The organism is Streptomyces sp. NPDC048603, assembly GCF_043199475.1.
Classification (GTDB): domain Bacteria; phylum Actinomycetota; class Actinomycetes; order Streptomycetales; family Streptomycetaceae; genus Streptomyces.
Genome location: NZ_JBICVY010000010.1, coordinates 113,982 through 140,524, shown reverse-complemented (window position 1 = coordinate 140,524; position 26,543 = coordinate 113,982). Strand labels below are relative to the sequence as shown.

At 73.5% G+C, this 26,543-nt stretch carries 28 protein-coding genes; 14 read left to right on the top strand and 14 right to left on the bottom strand.

Annotation, left to right across the window (positions count from 1 at the left end; translation table 11 throughout):
- Positions 1–267: 267 nt before the first annotated feature.
- Positions 268–1,677, bottom strand: coding sequence for a type I glutamate--ammonia ligase (gene glnA, locus ACGFQ9_RS25275; RefSeq protein ID WP_393576742.1), 1,410 nt, complete (start codon positions 1,675–1,677; stop codon positions 268–270).
- 184 nt (positions 1,678–1,861) lie between these two features.
- Between glnA and ACGFQ9_RS25270 the strand changes: the two genes are divergently transcribed.
- Positions 1,862–2,329, top strand: a complete 468-nt coding sequence (locus ACGFQ9_RS25270) for an RDD family protein (protein WP_393576741.1) — start codon at positions 1,862–1,864, stop codon at positions 2,327–2,329.
- A gap of 144 nt (positions 2,330–2,473) precedes the next feature.
- Here ACGFQ9_RS25270 and ACGFQ9_RS25265 read toward each other — a convergent pair whose 3' ends face one another.
- The 5 genes from ACGFQ9_RS25265 to ACGFQ9_RS25245 all read right to left on the bottom strand — a co-directional run bounded on the left by ACGFQ9_RS25265 (position 2,474) and on the right by ACGFQ9_RS25245 (position 5,834).
- On the bottom strand, positions 2,474–3,169 hold the full coding sequence (locus tag ACGFQ9_RS25265) for a DUF4191 domain-containing protein (RefSeq protein WP_393576740.1): 696 nt from the start codon (positions 3,167–3,169) through the stop codon (positions 2,474–2,476).
- A gap of 10 nt (positions 3,170–3,179) precedes the next feature.
- The gene (locus tag ACGFQ9_RS25260; RefSeq protein ID WP_393576739.1) at positions 3,180–3,377 is read right to left on the bottom strand and encodes a hypothetical protein; all 198 of its coding nucleotides are present in this window, start codon (positions 3,375–3,377) and stop codon (positions 3,180–3,182) included.
- 187 nt (positions 3,378–3,564) lie between these two features.
- The gene (lipA, locus tag ACGFQ9_RS25255; RefSeq protein ID WP_393576738.1) at positions 3,565–4,539 is read right to left on the bottom strand and encodes a lipoyl synthase; all 975 of its coding nucleotides are present in this window, start codon (positions 4,537–4,539) and stop codon (positions 3,565–3,567) included.
- Positions 4,540–4,666: 127 nt separating this feature from the next.
- Positions 4,667–5,491 carry a lipoyl(octanoyl) transferase LipB gene (gene lipB / locus ACGFQ9_RS25250; protein ID WP_393576737.1) on the bottom strand — a complete coding sequence of 275 codons (825 nt, stop codon included), beginning with the start codon at positions 5,489–5,491 and terminating at the stop codon, positions 4,667–4,669.
- 43 nt (positions 5,492–5,534) lie between these two features.
- Positions 5,535–5,834, bottom strand: coding sequence for a hypothetical protein (locus tag ACGFQ9_RS25245; RefSeq protein WP_393576736.1), 300 nt, complete (start codon positions 5,832–5,834; stop codon positions 5,535–5,537).
- 174 nt (positions 5,835–6,008) lie between these two features.
- On the opposite strand from ACGFQ9_RS25245, the gene ACGFQ9_RS25240 reads away from it, so the two are divergent.
- Positions 6,009–7,448, top strand: a complete 1,440-nt coding sequence (locus ACGFQ9_RS25240) for a regulator (protein ID WP_393576735.1) — start codon at positions 6,009–6,011, stop codon at positions 7,446–7,448.
- A 64-nt stretch (positions 7,449–7,512) separates the two neighbouring features.
- Here the strand turns inward: ACGFQ9_RS25240 and ACGFQ9_RS25235 are convergent, their stop codons facing one another.
- The gene (locus tag ACGFQ9_RS25235) at positions 7,513–8,757 is read right to left on the bottom strand and encodes an FAD-dependent oxidoreductase (RefSeq protein ID WP_393576733.1); all 1,245 of its coding nucleotides are present in this window, start codon (positions 8,755–8,757) and stop codon (positions 7,513–7,515) included.
- A gap of 490 nt (positions 8,758–9,247) precedes the next feature.
- Between ACGFQ9_RS25235 and ACGFQ9_RS25230 the strand changes: the two genes are divergently transcribed.
- A complete protein-coding gene (locus ACGFQ9_RS25230) occupies positions 9,248–9,517 on the top strand; it encodes a hypothetical protein (protein WP_393576732.1) in 270 nt (89 codons plus the stop codon).
- Positions 9,514–9,795, top strand: coding sequence for a hypothetical protein (locus ACGFQ9_RS25225; RefSeq protein ID WP_393576731.1), 282 nt, complete (start codon positions 9,514–9,516; stop codon positions 9,793–9,795). The genes ACGFQ9_RS25230 and ACGFQ9_RS25225 overlap by 4 nt, the downstream gene beginning before the upstream one ends.
- A gap of 80 nt (positions 9,796–9,875) precedes the next feature.
- Here the strand turns inward: ACGFQ9_RS25225 and ACGFQ9_RS25220 are convergent, their stop codons facing one another.
- Together ACGFQ9_RS25220 and ACGFQ9_RS25215 are read right to left on the bottom strand one after the other, a co-directional pair.
- Positions 9,876–10,790 carry a TIGR01777 family oxidoreductase gene (locus ACGFQ9_RS25220; RefSeq protein ID WP_393576730.1) on the bottom strand — a complete coding sequence of 305 codons (915 nt, stop codon included), beginning with the start codon at positions 10,788–10,790 and terminating at the stop codon, positions 9,876–9,878.
- Between the two features lie 72 nt (positions 10,791–10,862).
- A complete protein-coding gene (locus ACGFQ9_RS25215; protein WP_393577089.1) occupies positions 10,863–11,528 on the bottom strand; it encodes a VIT family protein in 666 nt (221 codons plus the stop codon).
- Between the two features lie 138 nt (positions 11,529–11,666).
- Here ACGFQ9_RS25215 and ACGFQ9_RS25210 point away from each other — a divergent pair, with 138 nt between their 5' ends.
- A complete protein-coding gene (locus ACGFQ9_RS25210; RefSeq protein WP_393576728.1) occupies positions 11,667–12,770 on the top strand; it encodes a PP2C family protein-serine/threonine phosphatase in 1,104 nt (367 codons plus the stop codon).
- 157 nt (positions 12,771–12,927) lie between these two features.
- Entirely contained in the window at positions 12,928–13,170 is a 243-nt protein-coding gene (locus ACGFQ9_RS25205; protein WP_393576727.1) for a hypothetical protein, read from the top strand.
- Between the two features lie 63 nt (positions 13,171–13,233).
- Here ACGFQ9_RS25205 and ACGFQ9_RS25200 read toward each other — a convergent pair whose 3' ends face one another.
- Entirely contained in the window at positions 13,234–13,488 is a 255-nt protein-coding gene (locus ACGFQ9_RS25200; RefSeq protein WP_393576726.1) for a hypothetical protein, read from the bottom strand.
- 106 nt (positions 13,489–13,594) lie between these two features.
- On the opposite strand from ACGFQ9_RS25200, the gene ACGFQ9_RS25195 reads away from it, so the two are divergent.
- From ACGFQ9_RS25195 to ACGFQ9_RS25185, 3 genes are all read left to right on the top strand, one after another.
- On the top strand, positions 13,595–13,966 hold the full coding sequence (locus tag ACGFQ9_RS25195; RefSeq protein ID WP_393576725.1) for an ArsC/Spx/MgsR family protein: 372 nt from the start codon (positions 13,595–13,597) through the stop codon (positions 13,964–13,966).
- Between the two features lie 62 nt (positions 13,967–14,028).
- Positions 14,029–15,636, top strand: coding sequence for a PLP-dependent aminotransferase family protein (locus ACGFQ9_RS25190; RefSeq protein WP_393576724.1), 1,608 nt, complete (start codon positions 14,029–14,031; stop codon positions 15,634–15,636).
- A gap of 64 nt (positions 15,637–15,700) precedes the next feature.
- The gene (locus ACGFQ9_RS25185) at positions 15,701–16,276 is read left to right on the top strand and encodes a hypothetical protein (protein WP_393576723.1); all 576 of its coding nucleotides are present in this window, start codon (positions 15,701–15,703) and stop codon (positions 16,274–16,276) included.
- A 13-nt stretch (positions 16,277–16,289) separates the two neighbouring features.
- Here ACGFQ9_RS25185 and ACGFQ9_RS25180 read toward each other — a convergent pair whose 3' ends face one another.
- Positions 16,290–17,249 (bottom strand): Gfo/Idh/MocA family protein, encoded by a 960-nt coding sequence (locus ACGFQ9_RS25180; protein ID WP_393577087.1) that lies wholly within the window; start codon positions 17,247–17,249, stop codon positions 16,290–16,292.
- A gap of 271 nt (positions 17,250–17,520) precedes the next feature.
- Here ACGFQ9_RS25180 and glnII point away from each other — a divergent pair, with 271 nt between their 5' ends.
- Together glnII and ACGFQ9_RS25170 are read left to right on the top strand one after the other, a co-directional pair.
- Positions 17,521–18,540, top strand: a complete 1,020-nt coding sequence (gene glnII, locus ACGFQ9_RS25175; RefSeq protein ID WP_393576722.1) for a glutamine synthetase — start codon at positions 17,521–17,523, stop codon at positions 18,538–18,540.
- A gap of 538 nt (positions 18,541–19,078) precedes the next feature.
- The gene (locus tag ACGFQ9_RS25170; RefSeq protein WP_393576721.1) at positions 19,079–19,702 is read left to right on the top strand and encodes a winged helix-turn-helix domain-containing protein; all 624 of its coding nucleotides are present in this window, start codon (positions 19,079–19,081) and stop codon (positions 19,700–19,702) included.
- Between the two features lie 104 nt (positions 19,703–19,806).
- On the opposite strand, the gene ACGFQ9_RS25165 is transcribed toward ACGFQ9_RS25170, so the two are convergent.
- Together ACGFQ9_RS25165 and ACGFQ9_RS25160 are read right to left on the bottom strand one after the other, a co-directional pair.
- Positions 19,807–21,315, bottom strand: a complete 1,509-nt coding sequence (locus ACGFQ9_RS25165; RefSeq protein ID WP_393576719.1) for a PepSY-associated TM helix domain-containing protein — start codon at positions 21,313–21,315, stop codon at positions 19,807–19,809.
- A 66-nt stretch (positions 21,316–21,381) separates the two neighbouring features.
- The gene (locus ACGFQ9_RS25160) at positions 21,382–22,194 is read right to left on the bottom strand and encodes a hypothetical protein (protein ID WP_393576718.1); all 813 of its coding nucleotides are present in this window, start codon (positions 22,192–22,194) and stop codon (positions 21,382–21,384) included.
- Between the two features lie 137 nt (positions 22,195–22,331).
- Here ACGFQ9_RS25160 and ACGFQ9_RS25155 point away from each other — a divergent pair, with 137 nt between their 5' ends.
- Both ACGFQ9_RS25155 and ACGFQ9_RS25150 read left to right on the top strand, forming a co-directional pair.
- The gene (locus tag ACGFQ9_RS25155) at positions 22,332–22,922 is read left to right on the top strand and encodes a rhomboid-like protein (RefSeq protein ID WP_393576716.1); all 591 of its coding nucleotides are present in this window, start codon (positions 22,332–22,334) and stop codon (positions 22,920–22,922) included.
- A gap of 73 nt (positions 22,923–22,995) precedes the next feature.
- On the top strand, positions 22,996–23,790 hold the full coding sequence (locus tag ACGFQ9_RS25150; protein WP_393576714.1) for a tyrosine-protein phosphatase: 795 nt from the start codon (positions 22,996–22,998) through the stop codon (positions 23,788–23,790).
- A gap of 58 nt (positions 23,791–23,848) precedes the next feature.
- Here ACGFQ9_RS25150 and ACGFQ9_RS25145 read toward each other — a convergent pair whose 3' ends face one another.
- Positions 23,849–24,250: a VOC family protein gene (locus tag ACGFQ9_RS25145; protein WP_393576713.1), complete on the bottom strand. Its 402-nt coding sequence runs from the start codon at positions 24,248–24,250 to the stop codon at positions 23,849–23,851.
- Positions 24,251–24,433: 183 nt separating this feature from the next.
- Between ACGFQ9_RS25145 and ACGFQ9_RS25140 the strand changes: the two genes are divergently transcribed.
- A complete protein-coding gene (locus tag ACGFQ9_RS25140; RefSeq protein WP_393576711.1) occupies positions 24,434–26,470 on the top strand; it encodes a hypothetical protein in 2,037 nt (678 codons plus the stop codon).
- Positions 26,471–26,543 lie beyond the last annotated feature (73 nt).

The window sequence follows — 26,543 nt, the reverse complement described above, 5'->3', positions numbered from 1 at the left end:
TCTCACGCTCCCGAAGACCCTCCCGCCGTGGCGGGTGTCGCGGTCGCTTCCCGCCCGCGGCACCCGCCTCGGCGAAGGTCCTCGTACGTGGCGATGTTGACGATGCCGAGATCCACACCGACGAACCCGGCAGGCTCGTACACCTCGGGCGGAGCCCGGCTTGCCGAGATTCCCGGCCTTGATGTTGGCCTTGAGCTGAACAGATCCGGAGAAAGGGAAAGGCCCCGCCGCTCTCCGTGGAGAGCGGCGGGGCCTTTCGCCTGTTGCCTAGAGGTCGAAGTACAGCTCGAACTCGTGCGGGTGCGGGCGCTGCGCGATCGGGGCGATCTCGTGGGTCCGCTTGTAGTCGATCCAGGTCTGGATCAGGTCGGGGGTGAAGACACCGCCGGCCAGGAGATACTCGTGGTCCTCCTCCAGGGCCTTGAGGACGTCCTCCAGGCTGGTCGGGACCTGCGGGACGCTCGCGTGCTCGTCGGGCGAGAGCTCGTAGAGGTCCTTGTCGATCGGCTCCATCGGCTCGATCTTGTTCTTGATGCCGTCGAGGCCCGCGAGCAGCAGCGCCGAGAAGGCGAGGTACGGGTTGGACGACGGGTCCGGCGCGCGGAACTCGACGCGCTTGGCCTTCGGGTTCGAGCCGGTGATCGGGATGCGCATGGCGGCGGAGCGGTTGCGCTGCGAGTACACCATGTTGACCGGGGCCTCGAAGCCCGGAACCAGGCGGTGGTACGAGTTCACCGTCGGGTTGGTGAAGGCGAGCAGCGACGGGGCGTGCTTGAGGATGCCGCCGATGTAGTAGCGGGCGGTGTCCGACAGGCCCGCGTAGCCGGCCTCGTCGTAGAACAGCGGCTCGCCGCCGGCCCACAGGGACTGGTGCACGTGCATACCCGAGCCGTTGTCACCGAAGATCGGCTTCGGCATGAAGGTCGCGGTCTTGCCGTTCTTCCACGCGACGTTCTTCACGATGTACTTGAAGAGCATCAGGTCGTCGGCCGCGGCCAGCAGCGTGTTGAACTTGTAGTTGATCTCGGCCTGGCCGCCGGTGCCGACCTCGTGGTGCTGGCGCTCGACCTGGAGGCCCTGGGCGTCCAGCTCGAGGGAGATCTCGGCGCGCAGGTCGGCGAAGTGGTCGACCGGGGCGACCGGGAAGTAGCCGCCCTTGTAGCGGACCTTGTAACCGCGGTTGTTCTCCTCGGAGCCCGTGTTCCAGGCGCCGGCCTCGGAGTCGATGTGGTAGAAGCCCTCGTTCGCGGAGGTCGCGAAGCGCACGCTGTCGAACACGTAGAACTCGGCCTCGGGACCGAAGAACGCGGTGTCGGCGATGCCGGTGGAGGCGAGGTAGGCCTCGGCCTTCTTGGCGATGTTGCGCGGGTCGCGGCTGTAGGCCTCACCCGTGATCGGGTCGTGGATGAAGAAGTTGATGTTCAGCGTCTTGTCGCGGCGGAACGGGTCCAGGCGCGCGGTGCTGATGTCGGCGCGCAGCGCCATGTCGGACTCGTGGATGGCCTGGAAGCCGCGGATCGAGGAGCCGTCGAAGGCGAGCTCCTCCGCCGGGTCGAATGCCCGAGCCGGGATGGTGAAGTGCTGCATCACACCAGGCAGGTCGCAGAAGCGGACGTCGACGAACTTGACGTCGTTCTCCTCGATGTACTGCTTCACTTCGTCGGCGTTCTGGAACATCCAACTCCTCCTACTCCCGACCCCGGGGCAGGGCGGGCTTTATAGCTCGTGGTGCGTCAGTGCGGTGCCGCACGCTGACCCGACCATAAGCAGACGGGATTTCTCAAGCATGACCCATTTGTTTCGCACAAGTTAACCAGGGTCCCGTCGAGGAGTGCTTGAGCCACCCGGGTACCGTGGTCGGGTGGACAACAGGCAAGCAATCGGATCATGGCTCTCCGGCCCCCGTGCGGCCGCCGAGGAGATGGGCGTCGACTTCGGCTACCCGGGCCAGCAGCTCGGCCTGCCGCAGCACGGCCCAGGCTCCGTGGCCCGCTTCGGGCGGCGGCTGGGGGCGGTGCTCATCGACTGGCTGGCCTGCCAGCTGATCGCGTTCGGCCTGATCACGAACCGCGACTGGGTGGGTGCGGGCAACTGGGCCCTGCCCGTGTTCGCCGTACTGGCCGTGCTGACGGTGGGCACCGTGGGATTCACCCCCGGGAAGCGCGTCATGGGCCTGCGGGTGGTCGCGGAGGGCGGCGGACGGCTGGGGATCCTCCGGGTGCTGCTGCGCACCGTGCTGCTGCTCCTGGTCATCCCGGCTCTGGTCTGGGACCGTGACGGACGCGGCCTGCACGACCGGATCTCCCGCGCGGTCCAGGTCCGGATCTAGAGACACGCTCCAGCGCGGAACGCGAAGCAGAACGCGAAGCAGAGGCACAGAAGACGCGCAGAAGACGCGAAGAAGGGGCGTCCCCGGGCTTTCGGCTCAGGGGACGCCCCTTCTTCGTATACGTCTTGTCGTACGAATGTCAGGTCAGCGCATCTTTCCGCCGCGCGGCATCCGCATGCCCTTCGGCATGGGGCCCTTCGGCAGCGGCATGTTGCTCATGAGGTCGCCCATGGCCCGCAGCTTGTCGTTGACCTGGGTGACCTGGGGGCCGGGCAGCACGCGCGGGTACTTCAACAGGGTCGTCCGGACCTTCTTGAGCGGGACCTCGCCCTCGCCGGTGCCGACGATGATGTCGTAGACCGGTACGTCCGGCAGGATCCGGGCCATCTTCTTCTTCTCGGCCGCGAGCAGGGGCTTCAGCCGGTTCGGGTTGCCCTCGGCGACCAGCACGACGCCGGCCTTGCCGACCGCACGGTGCACGATGTCCTGGTTCCGGTTCATCGCCACGGCCGGAGTGGTGGTCCAGCCCCGGCCCACGTTGTCCAGGACGGCCGCGGCCGCACCGGGCTGGCCCTCCATCTGCCCGAAGGCAGCCCGCTCGGCGCGCCGCCCGAAGACGATCGCGGTCGCCAGGAACGCCACCAGGAAGCCCAGGATGCCCAGGTACCACGGGTGGTCGATCAGGAAGCCGATTCCGAGGAAGACACCGAAGGTGACGAGCGCCACCGCCGCGAGAATGAATCCGATCTTGGGATCGGCCTTCCGCGTCATCTTGTACGTCATGGCGATTTGCTTGAATCGCCCGGGGTTCGCAGTGTCTGCGTTCGACTTCCTCGCCATAAGGCGAAGTTTACGTGGCCTGCGGGGTCCGGGTCGCCACGGCCTCCAGCACGTGTTCGGTTTCGACCCGGTCGCGGGCCCGGCGGCGGTCCTCCAGGACGGCGGTCCAGGCGTTGCGGCGGGCGCCGCGGATGAGCATCGACTCGATGCCGCGGATGGCGTCACCAAGGGTCGGGATGGCGATGGCGCGGACGGGCGCGGCCTGCATGATGTTTCCCTCTCTCAGTCTTTCGTCGTCGCGGTGCGTGGAGCCAGCATCACTGTTCGGTGTTACTCCTGAGTGACCCCGCGGTCAAACAGCCATGAAACATTGACGCGGCCCCTACGGCTCGTTGTTACGAGCGTAGGGGCCGCGTCACTATTGGTTACCGCTTGGTAAGAATTTGTGCGTGAGTTCACACAGTCCCGGCGGCAGGCGCCGCGGGCTGTTCGGCCCGCTTCTCCATCGCCTGGTTGTAGAGGCGGCCGGCGCGGTACGAGGACCGGACCAGCGGGCCGGACATGACGCCCGAGAAGCCGATCTCCTCGGCCTCCTTCGCGAGCTCGACGAACTCGTCCGGCTTCACCCAGCGCTCCACGGGGTGGTGCCGCGGGGTCGGCCGCAGGTACTGGGTGATGGTGATCAGCTCGCAGCCCGCCGCGTGCAGGTCGCGCAGGGCCTCGCTGACCTCCTCGCGCTCCTCGCCCATGCCCAGGATCAGGTTGGACTTGGTCACCAGGCCGTACGCGCGGGCCTTGGTGATGACCTCCAGCGAGCGCTCGTAGCGGAAGCCGGGGCGGATCCGCTTGAAGATGCGCGGCACGGTCTCGATGTTGTGCGCGAAGACCTCGGGGCGGGAGGCGAAGACCTCGTCCAGCAGCTCCGGGACCGCGTTGAAGTCGGGGGCCAGCAGTTCGACCTTGGTGTGGCCGCCCTCGCGGCCGGCGGTCTGCTGGTGGATCTGGCGCACGGTCTCGGCGTAGAGCCAGGCGCCGCCGTCGGCCAGGTCGTCGCGGGCGACGCCGGTGATGGTGGCGTAGTTCAGGTCCATGGTGACCACGGACTCGCCGACGCGGCGCGGCTCGTCCCGGTCCAGGGCCTCGGGCTTGCCGGTGTCGATCTGGCAGAAGTCACAGCGCCGGGTGCACTGGTCACCGCCGATGAGGAAGGTGGCCTCGCGGTCCTCCCAGCATTCGTAGATGTTCGGACAGCCGGCCTCCTGGCACACGGTGTGCAGGCCCTCGCTCTTCACGAGGCTCTGCATCGCCTTGTACTCGGGGCCCATCTTCGCCCGCGTCTTGATCCACTCGGGCTTGCGCTCGATGGGGGTCTGGCTGTTCCTGACCTCCAGGCGCAGCATCTTGCGTCCGTCGGGTGCGACTGCGGACACGACCGGCTCCCTGTGACTGTGATTCCTCGGCGCCCACCAGGGTACGCCCGTATTTTCGTACGCTCTTACGTCCGGCCAACCCGGGAGTGCCCGGGGGCATTCCCTGACCGGCCTACCCGTCGGTAGGTCAGGCGGGTGACTCCGCGGGGGCGGGGGTCCCCACCGGACGCTCGATCTCGCGCGGGGCAAGTGCGGCCCCGGCCATCACCTCGGCCAGGTGGCGTTCGGCCACCGGAAGGACCTCGGCGATGGTGATCTCGCGGCCCAGTTCCTCCGAGAGGGAGGTCACACCGGCGTCGCGGATCCCGCACGGGATGATCCGGTCGAACCAGGTGCTGTCCGGGTTCACGTTGAGTGCGAAGCCGTGCATGGTGACGCCCTTGGCGACGCGGATGCCGATGGCGGCGAGCTTGCGGTCCTCGCGGCGCTGGCCGGCGTTGGACGGCGCGTACTCGGGGCCGTTCAGCCGGGGGTCGAACTCCTCGTCGGTGAGACGGGGGTCGAAGTCCAGCGACAGGCCGCCGGGCTTCGGGCGGTCCTCGACGGGGTCGCCGAGGACCCAGACGCCGCTGCGGCCCTCGACCCGGGTGGTCTCCAGGCCGAAGTCGGCGGCGGTGCGGATCAGCGCCTCCTCCAGGCGGCGGACGTGGGCGACCACGTCCACCGGGCGGGGCAGCTTCATGATCGGGTACCCCACCAGCTGGCCCGGGCCGTGCCAGGTGATCTTGCCGCCGCGGTCCACGTCGACGACGGGGGTGCCGTCGAGGGGGCGCTCGCTGTCCTCGGTGCGCCGGCCCGCGGTGTAGACGGGCGGGTGCTCCAGGAGGAGGCAGGTGTCCTCGGTCTCGTCGGCGAAGCGCGCGGCGTGGACCCGCCGCTGCTCCTCCCAGGCCTCGGTGTACTCGACCGCGTCCGGGCCGAAGCCCAGCCGGACAAACCGCAGCTCAGCCACCGCAGCGCCTCCTCATAGAACCTGCCGTATGCACGTAACGCACTCAGCAAGGGTACGGCGGGTTCGTATTCCGCTTCCGGCGGCCCCGCGGCCGGTCCGGGTCCTCGTCCGCGCGGGGCAGCCGCCGGTGGCCCTCGGAGTGGTCGTTGACCCAGCCGCACACCCCGCAGGCGTAGCGGCCGTCCAGGCCGGCGATGAGCGTGCCGCAGCGCCGGCACTCCGACTCGGTCAGTTCGGGGGCGGGCAGCGGGGCGGTGGTCTCGGGGGTGGCCGCACCGCGGAGGTCCGCACCGGGCGGCGGGTGCTGTGGAGGGTGATGCGGGGGGTGGTGCGGGCGGCTCATGGGGCGCAGCGTACGCGGGGATGACACCCCGGTCCGTAAAGAGCCGTGCAGATTCTGCACACGATCGGATGAATGTGGGGCAGAGCGGGCGGTGTGAGGGAAGTTCGCCGCTACATTCACGCCGTTCACAGGGCCGGGTGACCGGTCCGTCACCCCAGGAAACCGTGGAAGCTGATGACGGAACGACCTGCGCAGCGCGTCCCCAACCGGCAGCTCGCGGCGCTGATCGCGGAAGCGGGCTTCTCCAACGCGGGGCTGGCCCGCCGGGTCGATCAGCTCGGCCTCGAGCACGGACTCGATCTCCGGTACGACAAGACCTCCGTGACCCGGTGGCTGCGCGGGCAGCAGCCGCGCGGCACCACCCCGGCGCTGATCGCGGAGGTGTTCACCCGTCGGCTGGGCCGGCGGCTCTCGGCGCAGGACCTCGGCCTGGACGCGTGCGCCCCGGTCTACGCCGGGCTGGAGTTCGCCGCCACGCCGGAGGAGGCCGTGGACATCGCGAGCGGGCTGTGGCGCAAGGATTCCGGTTCCCACGCGGAGCTCCGGAAGATCGCGTTCACCCCGGCCGGGCTGGTCGTGCCGAGCCGGGACTGGCTGATCGGCCGGGCCGACGAGCGGGTCGGACGCGGGGACGCGGCCGCGGCCCGGGTCCCGCTGCAGGGCCGGCCGAGCCAGGTGCCCCGGCAGCGGCAGGTCGACCGGGGGCCCGGGCAGCGGGTGACCGCCGGGGACATCGCGGCGCTGCGGTCGGTGGCGGAGCTGTTCCGGACGCTGGACCAGGCGTACGGCGGCGGGCACGCGCGGCAGGCGCTGGTGCGGTACCTGGAGCACGAGGCGGAGCCGATGCTGCGGGGCACGTACGGGGAGACGACCGGGCGGCGGCTGTTCGCGGCCGCGGCGGACCTGACCCGGCTGGCGGGCTGGACCTCGTACGACATCGCGGCGCACGGCCTGGCCCAGCGGTACTTCGTGCAGGCGCTGCGGCTCGCCCAGGCGGCGGGCGACCGGCCGTACGGCTCGTACGTGCTGGTCACCATGAGCCGGCAGGCGGTGTACCTGGGGCACGGCCGGGAGGCGGTGCAGCTCGCGCGGGTCGCGCAGCAGGGGGTGGGCTCCGGGCCGCCGCCGGTGGTGCAGGCCCTGCTGCACTCCTCGGAGGCGCGGGGGCACGCGGTGCTGGGTGAGGTGCGGGCGGCGACGGCCTCGCTGGTGCGGGCGGAACGGGCGCTGGGCGCGGCCCGGCCCGGGGACGACGTGCCGCACTGGGCGCGCTTCTACGACGAGGCGCAGCTGGCGGACGAGTTCGCCCACTGCCACCGGGACCTGCAGCAGTACCGGGCGGCGGCGCAGCACGCGGAACGCTCGCTGCAGCTCCGCGCGGCGGGCCTCGCCCGGTCCCGGCTGTTCTGCCGGGTGGTCCTGGCCACCGCCCGGCTGGGGCTGGGTGAGCTGGAACAGGCGTGCGCGCTGGGCGCGGAGGCGGCGCAGCAGGCGAACGAGATGCGGTCGGTGCGGGCGGTGGAGTACGTACGGGACTTCGAGCGGCGGCTGGAGCCGTACCGCGAGGCGGCCGCGGTCCGTCAGTACCGCGACCGCGTCTCGTCCCTCCACTGAGGCCCGGCCCCGGGCCTGCGGGGCAGGTCCGGGCCGGGCAGGGCCGGGCAGTGCAGGGCAGGGGTCAGGCCGCGGCCGGGACCGCCGGGTCGGGGGTGGGGAGAGGGATGCCGAGGTCGCGGAGGATCGCGGCGGCGGCACGACGGGACGAGTGGAGCGCCCCCGGCACGGTGTTGGTGTCGCGGTGGTCCCCGCACACGTAGAGCCCGGAGAGCACCCGGACCGGCCGCCGCACGTCGTACGGCGGCGGCATCGCCGGCACGGCCTCGGCGGTGTGGTGCACGGCCAGCAGGTCCCAGTCGCCGGTGGCCGTGTCGTACAGCCGGGCCAGCCGGGAGGCCACCGTCCGCATCGGCGGCGGCGGGCCGAGCACCGTGGTGGTGACCAGGGCCCGCCCGGCGGGGGCACGGGTCGGGTCGACCGCGCTCATCACCGCGGTGTGCGAGACCGGCCACCGCGGGTCCGCGTCCAGGAGCAGCGAGCCGTCCCAGGACAGCGGCCCGGGAGTCGCGTGGTGCAGCACGGTGATCTCGTGGAACGCCGGCACCCGCAGCCCCGGCAGCAGGTCCGCCGCCGCCCGCGCCCCCGTCGCCAGCAGGACCGACCGACATCGGAACTCCCCGTGGTCCTCGGTGGTGACCACGTTCACCGAGACCGACCGGACCCGGACCCCGGTCAGCACCGTGCCCGGCGGCAGCGCCGCCGCAAGCCGCTCCGGCAGCGCCGCCGCCCCGCCCTCCGGCACCCCCAGCCGCCCCCGGGCGAAGGCGCGCAGCGCCAGGTCGGCGACCCTGCTGGAGGTGCCCAGCGCGGGATCGCAGAGCAGGGTCGCGAGCAGCGGCCGCAGCAGTGCCCCGCCGCGGGCCGGCAGGGCGGCCTCGGCGGTGCGCTCCGGCCGGGCGAGCACCCGTTCCACCGGCATGGCGGCCAGCCGTCCGAGGACCGCGCCCAGCCGGGCCTGGTCCAGCGAGCGGCCGGCCAGGGCGCGGACCGGGGTGACCGTCCCGGCGCGGAGCCGGCGGCCGTCCTCGGTGTGGACCAGCGCGCCCGGCGCGAAGGGCCGCAGCGCCAGGTCCTCCAGCCCGGGGGTGCGGTCGAGTTCCGGGTGGGAGGTGTCGAGGAGCCGGCCGATCCGGTCGAGCCGGAAGCCCTCGGCCGTCACTTCCGTGGCCATCCTGCCGCCGGGGTCGTCCGCGGCTTCCAGGACGGTGACTGAGACCCCCGCTGCGATGAGGTGGTGTGCCGCGGCGAGTCCTGAGACTCCGGCTCCCACAATGACGACGTCTGCGTGGTGTGCGCTGCTGAGCACGTGCCCCTCCCCGAGGTCGGCGCGGCTTGTCTGGTCCTCTTTCCCCAACGGGATCCAGGAATACCCGAGTTCGGCTCCAGAATTACGACCGGATCCGGACGCACACCGGTCGCTTTCGGGGCACGACCGGTCGCACACCGATCCGGGCCGGATGGTTCCGGCCGTGTCTGACGGAAAGGGCTCAGGCGGCGCACGCGGTGGGCACGGGCTGCGCGCGAGCGGGCAGAAGCATGAAGCGGCTCCGGACGCCGGCCTCGCGCCGCCGTTCGGCGAAGCCTCACCCGCCCTGCCGCATGCCGTACGGTCGTACCGCCGGAGGCGTGACCGCTGCGCGCCCCGTTCTGCCCCGGCGGGAGCTGCGTTGTTTCCGCACGGTCGACCCGACCCCGCAGCATGACGCCATCGAGCCGATACTGTGTAACTGGTGGGGTGGTTCCACAGCAGGCTCAAGCCCCAGAGCGACAAGCGTCGGCCACCGGAGGAGACGACCATGAGCGCCCAGGCCCACGAGAGCCCTACGGACCTGCCGGACGTCCGCACAGTGGACGACCTCCGCAACGCACTCGGCCGCTTCGGGTTCCCCGGCGACCGCGAGAACTTCGAGAGGGAGCTGGCGGAGGCCATCGGCTCGGCGCCCACGAACGACCTGGAGCCCGTCGCCGCCGTGGTGCGCGCCTACCGTCACCGGCTTACCATCGCCAACTCGCCTGCCATCATGGATGCTCTGGCCGCAGCGCATCCCGGAGGCAGCAGCACATGAGCGAACCCCTCGAAGAACTCCCCGCCGCCGTGGAGTCGTTCGAGCGGCTGACGCCCGGCGAGCAGGACCGGGTACGTGAGGCCCTGGAGTCGATCGAGCTTGACCCCACGGCGGGCCGCCCGATCCCTGCCCGGTTCCCCGGCACGGCCGTCGAGTACACATACACGACCCCGCTGGCGAAGGACTCCGCCGAAGCCGTCACCGTGGTCTACGTACACGAGCCGGGGATCGGAATCGCGGTGGTCCTCTATTTCCGGGACCCGCTCCGCTTGACCTGATCGTCAACACGAAGGCCCTCGCCCACACCGGCGGGGGCTTCTGCCGTTCCGGGCTCGGTTCACTCGGCCTGAGGTCTGGCTCAGGCGCCCCGGCCGCGGTCCAGTGCCGCCCGGAGGGCGCCCTCGATGTCCGGGTACCGGAAGGCGAAGCCTGACTCCAGCAGGCGTACGGGCCGGGTCCGGTGGCTGCCCAGCACGTCCTGGGCCATCTCCCCCAGGGCCAGCCGCAGCACCGGGGCCGGCACCGGGAAGGGGGTCGGCCGGCGCAGCACCCGCCCCATCGCCGCGGTGACCTCGCGGTTGGTCGGCGGTTCGGGGGCGCACACGTTCACCGGCCCGGACAGCGCGGACGTGTCGAGCAGGTGGCGCAGCGCCGCGACGTGGTCGTGCAGGGCGATGAACGGCCAGTACTGGCGGCCGTCGCCGAGCCGGCCGCCGAGGCCGGCCCGGAACAGCGGGAACAGCCGGCCCCACGCCCCGCCCTCGCGGGCCACGACCAGCCCGGTACGGGCGAACACGGTGCGCACGCCCGCCTCGTGGGCGGGTGCGGCGGCGGCCTCCCAGGCCACGCACACCGAGGACAGGAAGCCCTCGCCCGCCGGGAAGCCCTCGTCCACCACCCGGTCGCCGGTGTCCCCGTAGTAGCCGACGGCGGAGGCGTTGAGGAGCACCGACGGGCGCTCTTCGAGGGCCGCGACCGCCCGGGCCAGGGTGGTCGTGCCGAGCACCCGGCTGTTCCGGATCTCCTTCTTGTACGCCTCGGTCCACCGGTGGTCGCCGACGCCCGCGCCGGCCAGGTTCACCACGGCCGCGCAGCCGGCCAGGGCTGCCGGGTCCACGTATCCGGTGCCCGGGTCCCAGCGCGCCTCGTCGGCGGCGGCGGGCGGGCGGCGCACGAGGCGGACCACCTCGTGCCCGTCGGCGCGCAGCGAACGGACGAGGGCCGTGCCGATGAGACCGGTCGAGCCGGTGACCGCGATCCGCATGTGCTTCATTGTGCGGGAAGGCGCCCCGGCGCGTCCGAGCCCGCGCCGAACGGAGTGGCCCGCGCCGGAGGAGGCGCGGGGTCAGCCCGCGCCCAGCCAGCTGCCGGCGGCGTACGTGACGGCCATGGCGAGGGCCCCGCCCAGCACGTTGCGGAGGACCGCGCGGGGTACCGGGGCATCGCCCAGCCGGGCGCTCAGCCATCCGCACAGGGTGAGCGCGAGCAGCACTGCGGTCACCGTGACCGGGACCCGCCGCGAGGGCTCGGGCAGCACGATCGCGAGCAGCGGCAGCAGCGCGCCGACGGTGAAGGCGGTGAAGCTGGCGAGGGCCGCGTGCCAGGGGTTCGCCAGCTCGTCCGGCTCGATGCCCAGCTCGACCCGGGCGTGGGCGCGCAGCGCGTCGCGCTCGGTGAGCTGGACGGCGGCCTCCCGGGCCACGTCCCGGGTGAGGCCGCGCTCGGCCAGCAGGTCGGTGAGCTCGTCGAGTTCCGCCTCGGGGTCCTCGGCGAGCTCGCGGCGCTCCTCGTCGAGGGCGGCCCGCTCGGAGTCCCGCTGGGAGCTGACGGACACGTACTCCCCGGCCGCCATGGACAGCGAGCCAGCCAGCAGTCCGGCGACGCCGGCGGTGAGCAGTGCGGTCCGGGAGGTGGTCGCTCCGGCCACGCCCACCACCAGGCCGGCGGTGGAGATGATCCCGTCGTTCGCGCCGAGCACGCCCGCGCGCAGCCAGTTGAGGCGGGTGCTCATGGCCGCGCTCTGTGCCTGCGCGTGCGGATCGTCGGACACGGGACCACTCTCGGGGCGGCGCGGCCCGGCGGCCACCCGGAGGGCCCCCGACGGCGCGGCCGGGGTGCGCGGGCCCGGCGGGGGCAGGAGGGTGGAGGGGTGAGACGGGGACGCGGACGCCAGGAGCCGGGGTGGCTGCGCGGGGCGCCGCCGCCGCGCTGGGCGCGGGCCGCACCCGGAGTGGCCACGGTGGTGCTGGTGCTCGCACAGCGGGCCACCCCCGGCACCGTGGAGCTGGGCTACTTCCTGGCGGCGGTGCCTCCGATGGCGGCGTTCGCGTACGGGGCGACGGGGACGGCGCTGTTCGCCCTGGGCGTGGTGCTGCTGTTCGCCCTGTCGGCGCTGGGGGTGGGCGTGGGGAACGCCCAGGGCACGGACCTGTGGACGGTCGCGGCGGTGGGTCTGCTCAGCGTGGTCATCGCCTGGGTGCGCAAGCGCCGGGACGCCCAGCTGGTGAGCGTACGGACGGTTGCTGAGGCGGCGCAGATGGCCGTACTGCCCCCGGTGCCGGAGGAGGTGGGCCCGGTGCGCTGCGCGGGGCTCTACCGGGCGGCGCAGCAGGGCACCCTGGTCGGCGGTGACCTGTACGACGTACGGGACAGCCCCTACGGGGTACGGGCATTGGTGGGGGACGTGCAGGGGCACGGGCTGGCGGCGGTGGGGACGGTCGCCTCACTGCTCGGCGCCTTCCGCGAGGGGGTGCTGGACGATCCGGAGCTGGGCCGGGTGGCCGCCCGGCTGGACCGGCGGCTGGTGCAGGACGCGGCCGGGGAGGAGAACACGGAGCTGTTCGCCACGGCACTGCTGGTGGAGTTCCCGCCCGGCCGGGACCTGGTGCGGGTGGTCTCCTGCGGCCACCCTCCGGCGCTGCTGCTGCGCGGGACGGCCGCGGAGGAGCTCGCGGTGGATCCGGCGCCTCCGCTGGGGCTGGGGCTCGTGGAGGCGGCGCCGCCGGCCGTGGTCGACGTACCGGTGCGGGCGGGCGACCGGCTGCTCGTGCACACGGACGGGGTGACGGAGGCCAGGGACGCGGCCGGCCTGTTCTACCCGCTGCTGGTGCGGGTCCCGGTGGTGTCGCTGCCGGGCGATCCCCCGGCAGCGGTGGCATCGGCGGTATGGCGGGACCTGGCGGCCTTCACGGACGGCGGCCCCCGGGACGACGTGGCGGTGCTGGTGCTGTCCGTCCCCACGGCCGGGTCGTGAGCGGCCGGGTGTGGGCACCGCATGATCAGTTTGTTGTGATGATGTGCGCAATTGATGGCGAGGGGTGCCGCGCGGGCGGTTCCCGTGGTTCGCTCGACGGCGACAGAACCGGAAGCCGGACGTCCGATGCCGGCGGCCGAGCGAAAGGGGATCCGGGATGCGGGTACCTCGGAAGTACCGGCGGCGCATGGCGGCGGTGACGGCGACGGCGGCCGCCGCGGGCCTTCTCGTCGGTGTGATCTGGTCCGGCCTGGACGACGGGGCGGCCGGCGCGGGCGTGGGTACCGGGAGCGGTACCGGTACCCACACCGGCCTCGTACGGGTCGTGGAGCCGTATCCGGCTCCGGCCCCGGCCCCCGTCTCCGTTCCTGCCTCTGGGGAGCTCACCGGGTCCGTGTGATCCGTGCGGTCCGTGCGGTCCGTGCGATTCGCGTGGTCCGTGCGATTCGCGTGGTCCGTGCGGTCAGTGGGCGTCGCGGATCAGGGAGCGCACCATCCGGCAGGTGGTGTTGGACGGGCGCCGTATGCCGGTGCGGACCGCCATGGTGCGGATCTTGCGGTTGGTGGCGCGCTCGGCGTCGTACGTGCCGGAGTCGAGCAGGGATATGGCCAGGCGCATGGCCTTGAGGCGGCGGTTGTGGGACTCGTACCACTCGCGCGGCAGACCCGCCGGAAGCGGCTTCTTCCTCGGCGGGGAAATGATCGCGGCAGCGGCCATCTACAGCCTCCCAAACGGTAGTTGGCGTTCTGTCGTTCTGCCTTCGATTCTACTTTCCGGCACTGACAAAGGCCCTGGCCAGGAAGGTCGGACCTAGGCTGGGGGCATGGAGATCTGGATCAATCCCGCGTGTTCCAAGTGCCGCAGCGCGGTGCAGCTGCTCGACGCCGAGGGCGCCGAGTACACCGTCCGGCGCTACCTCGACGACGTGCCCGACGAGGCCGAGATCCGCGAGGTGCTGGGCCGGCTCGGCCTGGAGCCGTGGGACATCACCCGTACGTCCGACCCGCTCGCCAGGGAGACCGGCGTACGGGAGCTGCCGCGCGAGGAGACCGCGGAGGCGCGTGACCGGTGGATCGCCCACCTGGCCGCCCATCCCAGGCTCATCCAGCGCCCGATCATCACCGCCGACGACGGCACGGCCGTGGTGGCCCGCACCGAGGAGGCCGTCCGGGACGCGATGTCCCGCACGGCGTGACGCGTCCGGCGGCGGGAGTGCTGCCTGACGGCCGGGTGGCGGCTCGCGCGTAGGGTCGGCGCATGACCCGCGACGGCACGGACGGCACGACCCGCACCGGCACCGGCACCGGCACCGGCACCGGTACCGGCAGCGACCTGCACCTGGAGCTCCCGCCGGACGGGCCGCGCCGGCCCGCGCTCGCGCGGGTGCTGCGGGAGGCCGTGCGGAGCGGGCGGTTGGCCGGCGGGACCCGGCTGCCGCCGTACCGTGCCCTGGCCGCCGACCTCGGCATCGCGCGGGGCGCGGTCGCCGACGCGTACGCCGAGCTCGTCGCCGAGGGCTGGTTCACCGCCCGGCAGGGCTCCGGCACCCGGGTCGCCGAGGGCCTGGCTCGCGCGGACGGCCCGCCCGCGGGCACCGGACCCGCCGGTCCCGGACGCGCGGGCACCGGACCCGCTTCCACCGGCCCCGGCCCCGCTCCCGGATCCACCGGAGCCGGCCCCGCCTGCCTCGACCCCGCCGCACCCGCCCCCGGCGCCATCGGCCGCCCGCCCCGGTTCGACCTGGCGCAGGGCAAACCCGACCCCTCCGCGTTCCCCCGGACCGCCTGGGCCGCCTCCGCGCGCCGGGCCATCACCGCCGCACCCACCGACGCCTTCGGGCCCGGCGACCCGCGCGGCCGCCCCGAGCTGCGCCGGGCCCTCGCCTCGTACCTGGCCCGGGCCCGCGGCGTACGGGCCGACCCCGAGCACGTGGTGGTCTGCTCCGGCTTCGCGAACGGGCTGCGGCTGCTCGCCGCCGTCCGCCCCCGGGACTGGGCCGTCGAGGCGTACGGCCTCCCCTTCCACCACGGCATCCTGAACGCCGCCGGGGTCCGCCCGCACCCGGTGCCCGTGGACGCCGACGGCGCCCGGACCGACCTGCCGGACACCCTCCCCGCCCGCGCGCGGACCCTGCTGCTCACCCCCGCGCACCAGTTCCCGACCGGCGGGACGCTGCACCCGGCCCGCCGGGCGGCCGCCGCCGAGTGGGCCCGGTCGCACCCCGGGGCGCTGGTCATCGAGGACGACTACGACGGGGAGTTCCGCTACGACCGCAAGCCGGTCGGCGCCCTGCAGGGCCTGGCTCCCGGGCACGTGGTCTACGCCGGGTCGCTGAGCAAGAGCCTCTCCCCCGCCATCCGGCTCGGCTGGCTGGTGCTGCCGGACGGGGTGCGCGACGAGGTACTGGCGGCCAAGGGCGTACGCGAGTCCTGGGCGAGCACCCCGGACCAGCTGGCCCTCGCGGACTTCCTGGAGTGCGGCGCGTACGACCGCCAGGTGCGCCGGATGCGGCAGCGCTACCGGGACCGGCGGGACCGGCTCGTCGCGGCCCTGGCCGCCGGGGCGCCGGAGGTCCGGGTGACCGGGATCGCGGCCGGGCTGCACGCGGTGCTGGAGCTGCCGCCCGGTACCGAGGCGGCCGCGCTGGCCGCCGCCCGCGCGGCGGGCATCGCGCTCGACGGGCTGTCCGGCTACCGGCATCCCGCGCACCCGGTCCGGGGTGCGGCGCGCGAGGGCCTCGTCGTCGGATACGCCGCCCTGCCGGACCGGGCCTTCGGCGAGGCCCTGGCGGCGCTCGTCCGGGTGGTCGCGGAGGTCACCGCAGGTCGCAGCCGCATACAGGAATCCGACACTCGGGTCTCGTAGGGTGAGGCAGGTCGGACAAAAGCCCTGAACGGGGCAGATCATCGACCTGAGCGGAAGGACCACCGTGACCGCCGACCAGCCGGCCGCCGACCAGCCGACCCCCGACCGGGCCCCGGCCGCCGATCCCCGCGGAGGGGTGCAGGAGCCGTCCCCCCACACCCCGCAGGGGGTGTCGGACCTGCTGTTCGGCGGGGTGTACGGCACGGTCCTGGCCAGCGGTCTGCTCGCCGCGCTGCAGCGGAAGGGCGACGAGTACACCCCCTTCTACGACGCCAGCTGGGTGCTGGTGACGGCGATCACCGCCGCGCTCGCCCACGGGTACGCGCACCACATGTCCTCCCACCGGCGCGGCTCGGCCGGGCACCGCTGGCACCTGCTGATGGTGACGCTGTTGCGCGAGTGGCCGATGGTGGCGGCCACCCTGCCGTCCGTCCTGCTGCTGGTCCTCGCCGGCGTCACCGGCTGGGCCGAGTCCGACACCACCGCCGTCGGGCTCGGCCTGAACACCGCACTGCTGTTCGGGTGGGGCTCCCTCATCGCCCTGCGGAGGGGTTACCGGCTGCTCTCGGCGCTGGCGATCGGCGCGGCGGACGCGACCATCGGCGTGGCGATCATCGTGGCGAACGCCCTTATCAAGTAGGCCCCCTCGACCTTCAGCCCTCCGTCGCCGGCCGGTCCTCCGCCGCCAGCCGGTCCTCCGCCGCCGCCAGGATCTCGGTCAGCCGGAGGCCGAACGCCGCCCCGCGCGGATCGGGCACCCCGGTACGGGCCGCGGCGAGCAGCGCGTCCACCGCCCGCCCGTACGCCCCCGGTACGTCGCCCCAGTCGGGCAGCGTGAACACACCCTCGGATCCGCGCAGTTCCAGGCCCACGCCGGCCGCCGCGCGCGGCGCGGCCAGGGTGAGCACGGCGGTGCTGGCGGCGCCGGTCTCGTGCCGGAGCAGCAGGGTGACCGTGCCGGCGGGACCGCGGGCGGCGGTGATGCCGGTGACGTCCCCGAGCACCGGGATCAGGACGGACAGGGCGTGCGGCCCGACGTCCCACAGTCCGCCCTTGGCCCGGCGCCAGGGCGAGTCGGCGTACGGGCTGGGCGCGCCGGCCGCGCCGGACTCGCCGCCGGGCGCGAAGACCGCGCCGAGCCAGTGCGCTGACGCGGTGAACCAGCCCCGCCGGCCCGCCTGTTCCGCCACCCAGCCGGCCGCGGGTTCGGCGAACCGGAGGGTGAGGAAGACGACCGAGGCCACGCCGTGCCGCTCTGCGGCCCCGGCGACGGCACGGGCGTCGGCGACGGTCGTGGCGACGGGTTTGTCCAGCAGCAGGTGGCAGCCGGCCTCGGCGGCACGCACGGCGAGCGGGGCCTGGACGTCCGGCGGCAGGGCGAAGGCCACGGCGTCACAGTCGGCGAACATCGCGTCGGGGTCCTCGTACACCTTCACGCCGTGTTTCCCGGCCAGTTCCGCGGCGGCCTCCGGGCGGCGGCCCCAGACACCGGCGAACTCGGAGCCGGTGTGGGCGGCGAGGGCCGGGGCGTGGGTGCGGTGGGCCCAGGGGCCGGTGCCGAGCAGGCCGATGCGGGGCAGGGGGCCGGGACGGCCCGTCGACTCGGCGGTCAAATCGTACGAAATGGTCACGCGGCCAGTCTGCCCTACGGCGCGACCCCCCGGACGGGCGCACCCTCGCCGACCCGCACCGGGGACCCGACCTGGGCCGGAACCCCCGGTAACACGGGGTTCACACACGGGCAACGGACGGGAAATCGCGACGGGGCACGCTGCGGTCATCACCGCAGCGACCCGCAGTGCCCGGCAGTACCCGCAGTGCAGGCAATACGCAGGCAGTACCCGAAGTGCAGGCAGCACCCGCAGAGTCTGAGGATGGGGCCCCGTGAGCTACAAGGCTGAGTACATCTGGATCGACGGCACCGAGCCGACCGCGAAGCTTCGCTCCAAGACGAAGATCCTTGAGGACGGCGCGGAACTCCCCATCTGGGGCTTCGACGGTTCGAGCACCAACCAGGCCGAGGGCCACGCCTCCGACCGCGTGCTGCAGCCGGTCTTCTCCTGCCCGGACCCGATCCGCGGCGGGAACAACCTCCTCGTCCTGTGCGAGGTCCTGAACATCGACATGACCCCGCACTCCTCCAACACCCGGGCCCGGCTCCGCCCGGTGGCGGAGAAGTTCGCCGGGCAGGAGCCGATCTTCGGCATCGAGCAGGAGTACACCTTCTTCGACGGGGCCCGCCCGCTCGGCTTCCCGGTCGGCGGCTTCCCGGCCGCGCAGGGCGGCTACTACTGCGGCGTCGGCTCGGACGAGATCTTCGGGCGCGAGATCGTCGAGAAGCACCTGGACAACTGCCTCACCGCGGGCCTGGCCATCTCCGGCATCAACGCCGAGGTCATGCCCGGCCAGTGGGAGTTCCAGGTCGGCCCGGTCGGTCCGCTGGAGGTCGCCGACCAGCTGTGGATCGCGCGCTGGCTGCTCTACCGCACGGCCGAGGAGTTCAACGTCTCGGCGACCCTCAACCCGAAGCCGGTGCAGGGCGACTGGAACGGCGCCGGCGCGCACACCAACTTCTCCACGAAGGCGATGCGCGAGGGCTACCCCGCGATCATCGCGGCGTGCGAGGCGCTGGGCGAGGGCAGCAAGCCGCTGGACCACGTGAAGAACTACGGCGCGGACATCGACAAGCGCCTCACCGGCATGCACGAGACCGCCCCGTGGAACGAGTTCAGCTACGGCGTCTCGGACCGCGGCGCCTCGGTCCGCATCCCGTGGCAGGTCGAGAAGGACGGCAAGGGCTACATCGAGGACCGCCGCCCCAACGCGAACGTGGACCCGTACGTGGTCACCCGCCTGATCGTGGACACCTGCTGCACCGGCCTGGAGAAGGCCGGCCTGGTCTGACTCCGGGCGCGCACGAGGTTCCCTCACGCACGACGCCCGCCCCGTACGACGCCTCCCGTACGACGCCCGCCACGCACGACGCCCGCCGAGCCCTCGCGCCCGGCGGGCGTCGCCGTGTTCCGGGCCCCTCCGTACGCACCCGGGGAGCCTCTGAGCGGCCACCATGCGAGACGCCCCGGCAAGGCCCTCCTCCCCGAACCGGCGGAATGAGCGCTTCAGTTCAGGACAAATCCGGAATGCGGCGCTGAATATGAGACTCCGATCCATTGGCTGAGACGCGCACTGCCCCGGGCGGCCCCTGTCTGATTCAATGGCGCCATGGCCAGCCACCCGCACACCTCGACCGGTCGCAGCGACCTCGAGCCGTTCTGGCCGTCCCGTCAGCACCACGACTTCGACCGGGTGTGTTGTCGCGCGGAGAACGCGCCGGCCCTCTAAAGCCTTCCCGGACCCGACAACGGCTCCCTGAAGACCTTCGGTCTGCGCGGCACGACTACGTCCAGTCATCTGCCGACTCGCGTGAAAGAGCTGACCACTCATGCCGAACACCCGTACCCTCTCCTCCGCTGCGATCGCCGCCCATCCCCACGCGTCCGCCTCCGCTCCCGCCCCTTTCCCCCGGCACCGGCTGCGCGCCGTGGACCGGGACGAGGTGGCCCGGGTCGTGGACCTGCTGCCGCCCGGCGCCACCTGGCTGCCCGCGCCGCCGCACACCCTGCCGACCCTCCCGGGCCAGCCGCCGATGATCGGCTACCTGGTCCTCGTGCCGGCCGACCAGCAGCCGCCGCTCGGCCTCGTGCCGCAGCCCGTCGCCCCGGCGCCCGCCGCCGACCGGGCCCCCGCCGGGGTGCCGGCCGCCTCGGCCGCGACCGGCACGGGGGACGCCCTCGTACGGATCGACCCGACGCGGCGCACGGCCGAGGTCGACGGGCGTGAGCTGGACCTGACCTACCTGGAGTTCGAACTGCTGGCCCACCTGGTCGCGCACCCGCACCGGGTGCACAGCCGGGACCAGCTGGTCACCACGGTCTGGGGCTACGGCCACGTGGGTGACGGCCGTACGGTCGACGTCCACGTCGCCCGGCTCCGCCGGAAGCTCGGCACGCAGCACCGCGGTGCGATCCAGACGGTCCGCCGGGTGGGCTACAAATACGCGCCCTGAGCACGAAAACGGGCCCGTACTCCCCCTCCGGGAGTACGGGCCCGCCCTTCATCCGGCGGCGACCACGGTCAGGCCGCCGTCACCGATCAGGCCGCAGTCACCGGTCAGGCCGCGGCGGCCTTGGCCCGGCGGCCCGCCACCAGGCCGAGCAGCACGTCGATCACCAGGAACGCCGCCAGGCTGATCCCCAGCAGCGGGATGAACCAGCCGACCAGCGCCGTGACCGCGGCCAGCGGCAGCAGCACGGTCACCGGGAGCTTCCGCCAGGCGCCGCGCGGCTGCGCGCGGCCGACCGACAGGGTGCGCTCCTTCGTGGGCCGCCGCAGCCACCACATGCGGTAGCCCCAGAAGACGAGGAACATCAGCCCGATGGCGAGAGCGGCCAGGGCCAGCTGGTTGACCAGGCCGAACAGCAGACCCATGTGGACGTCGATGCCGAAGCGGGTGAGCTTGGCCAGCACCGGGTAGTCCGCGAAGGGGAGTTCGTCCATCACCTTGCCGTCCGCCGGGTCCACGGACACCGCGTCCAGGTGGACCGGGAAGGTCTTGTCCCGCTCCTTGACGACGTAGCCCTTGCCCTTCGCCGGCAGGGTGATCTGCACGCTCTCGGTGACCCCGGCGGCCCGCGCGGCCGCGAGGACCTTGTCCACGCCGACGTCGGCCCGGGGCGGCATCACCATGTTGCCGTCCGCGTCGACCTTGTGACCGGCGTGCTCGTCGCCGCCCGCGTCAGCGCCGCCGTTCAGGGAGGCGGACACCGACGGGGTTGCCCCGCCGAGCCGGTCCTGCAGCTGCCCGATGTTCTCACCGGCGTACGTCGACCAGGTCAGACCGGTCGCGGAGAGCACCACCAGGCCGGCGGCGGCCCACAGGCCGACCGCGCCGTGCCAGGACAGCGTCCGGCGGCGGCCCGGCGCCGCCTTCCGGTCCGGCACCACCAGATCGGCCTTGCGGCTGCGCCGCCGGCCGATCCACAGGGCGAGTCCGCCCAGTGCGACCACCCACATCCAGCTGGCCGCGAGCTCGCTGTAGATCCGGCCGGTCTCGCCGAGCTGGAGGCTCGCGTGGAACTCGCTCAGCCAGGCGCGCAGCGGGAGGGCGTCACCGGAGGTAGCCAGCTTGCCGCGGACCTCGGCGGTGTACGGGTCCACGAAGACGGTGAGCGTCTCCTCGGCACCGACCTCGGGGCTCTCCATGATCACCCGGGTGGTCGCCTCGGCGTCGGGGCCGGGCCAGATCCCGAGGACCTCGCCCTTGGGTGCGGCCTCCTGGGCGGCCTTGAGCTGTTCGCTCAGCGGCAGCGCGGACTGTCCGACCTTCGCGACGGTCAGCTCGTCCGAGTAGATGATCTTCTCGGCCTGGAAGGAGAGGGCGTAGAGCAGGCCGGTCACCGCGGCCAGGAACAGCAGCGGGGCGATGAGCACGCCCGCGTAGAAGTGCAGGCGCAGCAGCAGCGGGCGGACGGCCGCCCAGCCGCTCTTGCCGGCCTTGGGTGCCGGAGCGGCGGCCCCGGCGCTCTCGTCGGTCTTGTCGTTGACGCTGACGTCGTCGTTGTCGTTGTCGTTGTCGTTGATGTCCCGGACGCGGGCGTCGGGTATGTCGTCAATGGCCATGACGGTCCTAGGTGTTGGCGAAGACATGGGGAAACGGGCCCCAGGTCACGCCGGTTCGCCGCAGGTTCAGGCGAAGGCAGGACGGCCGGGGGCCGTGGCGCGGGTGCACGGCCCCCGCGGCGGGCCCCGCCGCACCACGGCATGGTCGTGCACGGCACCGCGCAGCCGGCGCGGGCGTACGAAGGGACGGGCGAACGCGGGGCGGGGCGGCGGCGCGGGCACCCATGCCCGCGCGAGGGCCAGTACCCGGCGCACCGGCCCGGCGGCCGAGACGGCCAGCACGCGCAGGGCGCGCGCCAGCCGGAAGACGGCGGTTTCGCCCCGGGCGAGCCACAGCGCGCAGAACAGCCCGGCGGTCAGGTGGGCGGCCAGCATGCCGAGACCGCCGTGCCCGGCCATGCCGACCATGCCCGCCATGCCGTCCATGCCATCCATGGGCATGCCGTGCATGGACACGGCGTCCATGGGCAGGCCGGCGCCCATGTCCGCGGCGGGACCCGTGCCCGGACCCGCAGTCGCCCCCGTCACCGTCTCCGGCATGTGGTGGTGTGCGTGCCCTGCCGCCGGCGGGGCAGGCACGGCGGGCGCGGCGGTGAGGGTGCGGCTCGCGGCCGAGGCCGCTCCGGCCTGCGCCGCCGAGAACACCGTGTGCAGGACGCCCTGGACGGTCAGCAGCGAGACCGTGATGCCCACGGGCCCGCGGCGCCGGCCGGCGCCCAGCCAGGCCAGTACGGCGGTCACTCCGAAGGCCGACATCAGGCCACCGGCCGGAACATCCGTACCGGACATGGACGAATGCCCCATCGCAGCCAATGCCACGCACACCGCCGCGAACATCGCGGCCCGTGTGACGCGCATCGGCGCGGATTCCTTTGGCATGGCCGCTCCATGGTGCCACCTGCCGCGCGGCCCGGGGAGAGCGGGTGACCTGCAACTTGTCGCATGACACTCCCGCTCGCGCTCCCGCGCACGCCCCCGCCCGCGCTCGCCCGACCCGTATGCCGGATCATGATCGGGTGACCTCTCTCCTCCTGGCACCGGTGTACGCGGGCGGCGTCCAGCTCGGGGCGTACGCCCTGGAGCGGCTGGAACCGGCCGAGCGGGAGCGGATCCTGCGCGGCTGCTCGACCAACGTCGACAACCTCGCCGCCGGGCGCTGGGACACCCTGCTCAGCAGCGCCTTCGTGGTCGAGGAACCGATGCCGCTGGCGTACGCGCTGCTGCTGCTCGCGGTCCTCGGGTACGCCGAGTACGCGTACGGGGCCTGGTGGACGGCCGGTGTCTTCCTGCTCGGGCACACCACCGCCACCCTGCTCGTCTACGGGGCGCTGCGCGCGACCTCGCCCGGCACGCAGACCCGGCGGGCGCTGGACGTGGGGACCAGCTACGGGTTCAACGCCGTGCTGGGGGCGATGACCTCGGCGCTGCCCCGCGGACCGGTGCGCACGGGGGTCCGGGCGGGGCTGCTGGCGCTGGCGCTGCAGCCGGTGCTTCGGCGGGAGCGGACGTTCACGGACGTCGGGCACCTGGTCGCGCTGGGGATCGGGGTCGGGCTCTCGATCACCGTCGATTACCTTTCCTCAACAAAACGTCGGAAAATCATATGACTCAGCTGTACAGCTGAGCCGGCTGTTCGGCTGCCCGGCCGTCCGGCCCGTTCGTGCCCCAGGAGCCGCCACGATGACCGCCATCCCGTCCACCACCGTCGCCAACCTCCGCGACCTCGGAGGCACCCCGCTCGCCGGCGGCCGCACCGTCCGCGAGGGCCTGGTGCTCCGCTCGGGGCAGCTCGACCGGCTGGACCTTGCGGCCGACCCGGCGGTGGCCGCCCTGGGCGTGCGTACGGTCCTGGACTTCCGCACCGGCGCCGAGCGCGACGACCACCCGGACCGGGTGCCCGAGGGGGCCCGGCTGCTGGTGGAGGACGTGCTGGCCGACAAGATGAACTCGGGCCGGGTGCCGGTCGCGGCCCAGCTCAAGGACATCCTCGCCGACCCGATCAAGGCGGAGGAACACCTCGGCGGCGGCAAGGCGGAGGCCCTCTTCGGCGACATCTACCGGTCCTTCGTCAGCTCCGCCTCCGGCCAGGCGGCCTACCGCGCCCTGCTGACCGAGCTCGCCGATCCGGAGGCCGGTCCGCTGCTGTTCCACTGCACGGCGGGCAAGGACCGCACCGGATGGGGCGCGACGGTGGTGCTGGCCCTGCTGGGCGCGGACGACGAGACCCTGATGGCCGAGTACCTGTCCGTCAACCCTGCGGTCCGGCAGGCCTTCGCCCCGATGATCGAGGGCTTCACGGCGGCCGGCGGCAACCCGGACATCGCGCTCGCGCTGATCGGCGTGGTCCCGGCGTACCTGGAGGCCGCGCTGGACGAGGTCAGCACGCGCTACGGATCGATGGAGAAGTACGTCCGCGAGGGCCTGGGCATCCCGGACGAGTCGGTCGACGCCCTGCGCGCCCGCCTGACGGCCTGAGGGTCCGTGCCGCGACCGGCCGGCGGTGACCGGTCGAGGCAGACTCCCCGCTACACGGCTACTCGGCCCCGGTGAGGTCGTACGGACGGGTGATGATCTCCATGCCGTGCCCGCTGGGGTCCCGGAAGTACAGGCCCCGGCCGCCGTGCTCGTGGTTGATCTCGTTCTCCCGCTTCATCTGCGGATCGGCGTAGTACGTGATCCCGCGCGCCCGGATCCGCTCGAAGGCGGCGTCGAACTCCTCGTCGGAGATCAGGAACGCGTAGTGCTGCGGGATCATCCTCTCGGCCATCTCGGCGGGGACGGTCGCGAAGTCCAGTCCGACCCCGTTGCTCATGTCGAGCTGGATGAAGGGACCCCATTCGACCCCGATCTCGAGACCGAGGACGTGCGCCAGGAATTCGGCGGACTCCCGCTTGTCACGGGAGAAAACGATGGTGTGGTTGAGCTCTACTGCCATGGGTGAATGCCTCCAAGGGCACCTCGCGGAACCTCCATGCCTCACCCGGTCGGTGACCGGCACGCGATGCCGCCGATCATGATCGTAGACGGCGGCACGCGGCCGGTCGACCGTTTTTGACCGATTGGTTTCCGGGCTGACGGCGTCCGGTGACCCGCCGACCGTTCGCTCGTTCTGCTGAACGTGACTGCTCCGGACACCGCCACCCGACCCGCCGAACCCGCTCCCGGCGCTGCCGTCGGGCTCGACCAGGCCGAGGCCGCGCTGGTCGAGCACTACCCCCGGCTGGTGCGGATCGCCCATCTGGTGCTGCCTCCCTCGCTCGGGCGGAAGCGCCGTGTGCTGACCGCCCACGCGCTGACCCAGCGGGCCCTGCCGCGCGGTCGCGGCACGGAGCGGTCCGGCCGGACCTCCGCCGCGGTGCCGGCGCAGCGCGGCGGCACGTCCGGTCCCGGGTACGCGTACGTCCGGCAGCGGGTGCTGCGCGCGGCCCTGGAGGCCGGGCTCCCGCTGACCTTCCGGGCCCTGCCCCGGCGGGCCCAGCTGCCGCCGCTGCTGCCGCAGGTCTGGGGCCTGCGGCTGTTCCCGCGCTCGGGCGGGGCCGAGGAACTGGCCCTGGACCAGTGGCTGGCCGGACTGAGCGGCCCTGCCCGGGCCGCCTGCGCGCTGCGGGTGCTGGAGCGGCTGCCCGAGGCGGAGCTGCTGCGGGTGCTGGCCGGTGCGGGCGTCGCCGACCCGGCCGGGGCGCTCGCCGAGTCCGCGCCTCCGGCGGACGGAACGGCGGACGGCCCGGGGAGCGGCCCGGCGGGCGGTCCGTCGAACGGCCCGTCCAGCGGTCCGCCGAACGGCCAGGTGGTCGAGGCACTGCTCCTCTCCTCCCCCGAGTTCGACCCGTGCGTGCTCCAGGCCCGGCCCACCGACCTGCTGCGCCGCCGCCGGTACGGGCGGACCGCGCTCGCCGCCGGTGCCGCCCTGCTGGTCTGCGGCGCGCTGGTCGGCCTGCCGGGCGGGGGCTGGGGAGCCGACGGCCCGGCCGCCCCGCCGTACGCGCGCAACGCCGCCGCCGAACAGGCCCTGGACCCGGCCCTGCTGACCCGGGCCGCGCCCACCGCCTGGCGCACCGCCTCGCGTACGGACTTCTCGGCCTGGCCCGCCCGCGGCTCCCGGACCGGCGACACCGCGCTGCTGCGCCGGGCGCTGGCCGTGTGGGCCCGGCCCGGCGCCGGCGTGGTGGTCTCGGCCACCCCCGGCACCCCCTCCGGCCCGCCGATGGGACCGGCCCAGCTGCTCTACGCGGGCGAGGTGGACCAGGCCGTGGTGGTCCTGCTCCACGACGGCCTGCGGGTGGTCCGGTACGCCGAGCCGCGCGCGGGCCAGGCCGGCGCGGCACTGGACTTCGCCCGGACCGACGGGGCCGGCGCGGAGACCTCCGGCGCGCTGGTGCTCAGCCGGGTGGACGGCAACGTCCGCTACCTGACCGCGCCCTGGGTGACCGCGGTCTCCGTACGCGACCTGGTGAAGCCGGCCGAGGCCCCGGCCCCGCTCCGGCTGACCCCGGACGGCGCCACCCCGCCGGTCCCCTCGCCGCCCGCGTCCGGCGCGTGCACCTCCTGGAACGCGCTGACCCTCACCGCGGCCGGCACCACCACCCTGGTCACGGACCTCGGCGAACTCACCCCGGCCCGCCTCACCTCGGGCACCCCGGGCGCCCCGGGTGCCGCGGGTTCCCCCGGTACCCAGGCGGCCCAGGCGGTGGCGGCGGACTGGGCGAAGCCGGCCTGCCTGCTGTCCTCCGTACGCTCGCACGGTGTGCGCGCCGTCAACTCCTGGACGTACGCGAAGCAGGCGCTGCCGGAGGGCAACGGCACCGCGATGTGGCTGTGTTCCCGGGCGGAGACCTGGCGGGGCACCGCGGACCGGGTGCAGGCCTCGTTCCTCGCCCCGGGCGCGCCGGCGGCCACGGCCGCCGCGCAGGCGGAGGGCTCCCCGGCGTGCGGGCCGCGCGAACCGCGCGTCCTGGCGGGCGTGCTGTGGAAGTCGAAGGGCGGGCAGTGGTACGTCCTGGCAGCCGGCAGCGGGCAGTTCACCTCCCTCTCCGTCTCGGGCGGCGCGACGGGCCGGAGCGGCGGCAACCACCTGGCGGTGAAGGCCCCGGAGGGGGCGCAGGTGGAGCTGACGGGCCGGCTGGCGGACGGCACGAAGGCGGGCGTACTGCGCTGACCGCTCCCGTGTGGGGCCCTGTCGGGCCGTGCCGGGGCCATGGACATGTGAACGGGCGGAAGAAGGCGGTGCA

Excerpts from the sequence above, each read along its gene's own strand:
- ACGFQ9_RS25215 (WP_393577089.1), bottom strand. The coding sequence starts at position 11,528 with ATGAGCACCCGCCTCAACTGGCTGCGCGCGGGCGTGCTCGGCGCGAAC.
- ACGFQ9_RS25190 (WP_393576724.1), top strand. The coding sequence starts at position 14,029 with ATGACCCGCGACGGCACGGACGGCACGACCCGCACCGGCACCGGCACC.
- ACGFQ9_RS25160 (WP_393576718.1), bottom strand. The coding sequence starts at position 22,194 with ATGCCAAAGGAATCCGCGCCGATGCGCGTCACACGGGCCGCGATGTTC.
- ACGFQ9_RS25145 (WP_393576713.1), bottom strand. The coding sequence starts at position 24,250 with ATGGCAGTAGAGCTCAACCACACCATCGTTTTCTCCCGTGACAAGCGG.
- ACGFQ9_RS25165 (WP_393576719.1), bottom strand. The coding sequence starts at position 21,315 with ATGGCCATTGACGACATACCCGACGCCCGCGTCCGGGACATCAACGAC.
- ACGFQ9_RS25245 (WP_393576736.1), bottom strand. The coding sequence starts at position 5,834 with ATGAGCCGCCCGCACCACCCCCCGCATCACCCTCCACAGCACCCGCCG.
- ACGFQ9_RS25195 (WP_393576725.1), top strand. The coding sequence starts at position 13,595 with ATGGAGATCTGGATCAATCCCGCGTGTTCCAAGTGCCGCAGCGCGGTG.
- ACGFQ9_RS25240 (WP_393576735.1), top strand. The coding sequence starts at position 6,009 with ATGACGGAACGACCTGCGCAGCGCGTCCCCAACCGGCAGCTCGCGGCG.
- ACGFQ9_RS25150 (WP_393576714.1), top strand. The coding sequence starts at position 22,996 with ATGACCGCCATCCCGTCCACCACCGTCGCCAACCTCCGCGACCTCGGA.
- ACGFQ9_RS25170 (WP_393576721.1), top strand. The coding sequence starts at position 19,079 with ATGCCGAACACCCGTACCCTCTCCTCCGCTGCGATCGCCGCCCATCCC.
- ACGFQ9_RS25205 (WP_393576727.1), top strand. The coding sequence starts at position 12,928 with ATGCGGGTACCTCGGAAGTACCGGCGGCGCATGGCGGCGGTGACGGCG.
- ACGFQ9_RS25225 (WP_393576731.1), top strand. The coding sequence starts at position 9,514 with ATGAGCGAACCCCTCGAAGAACTCCCCGCCGCCGTGGAGTCGTTCGAG.
- glnA (WP_393576742.1), bottom strand. The coding sequence starts at position 1,677 with ATGTTCCAGAACGCCGACGAAGTGAAGCAGTACATCGAGGAGAACGAC.
- ACGFQ9_RS25230 (WP_393576732.1), top strand. The coding sequence starts at position 9,248 with ATGAGCGCCCAGGCCCACGAGAGCCCTACGGACCTGCCGGACGTCCGC.
- ACGFQ9_RS25260 (WP_393576739.1), bottom strand. The coding sequence starts at position 3,377 with ATGCAGGCCGCGCCCGTCCGCGCCATCGCCATCCCGACCCTTGGTGAC.
- ACGFQ9_RS25265 (WP_393576740.1), bottom strand. The coding sequence starts at position 3,169 with ATGGCGAGGAAGTCGAACGCAGACACTGCGAACCCCGGGCGATTCAAG.
- ACGFQ9_RS25200 (WP_393576726.1), bottom strand. The coding sequence starts at position 13,488 with ATGGCCGCTGCCGCGATCATTTCCCCGCCGAGGAAGAAGCCGCTTCCG.
- ACGFQ9_RS25220 (WP_393576730.1), bottom strand. The coding sequence starts at position 10,790 with ATGAAGCACATGCGGATCGCGGTCACCGGCTCGACCGGTCTCATCGGC.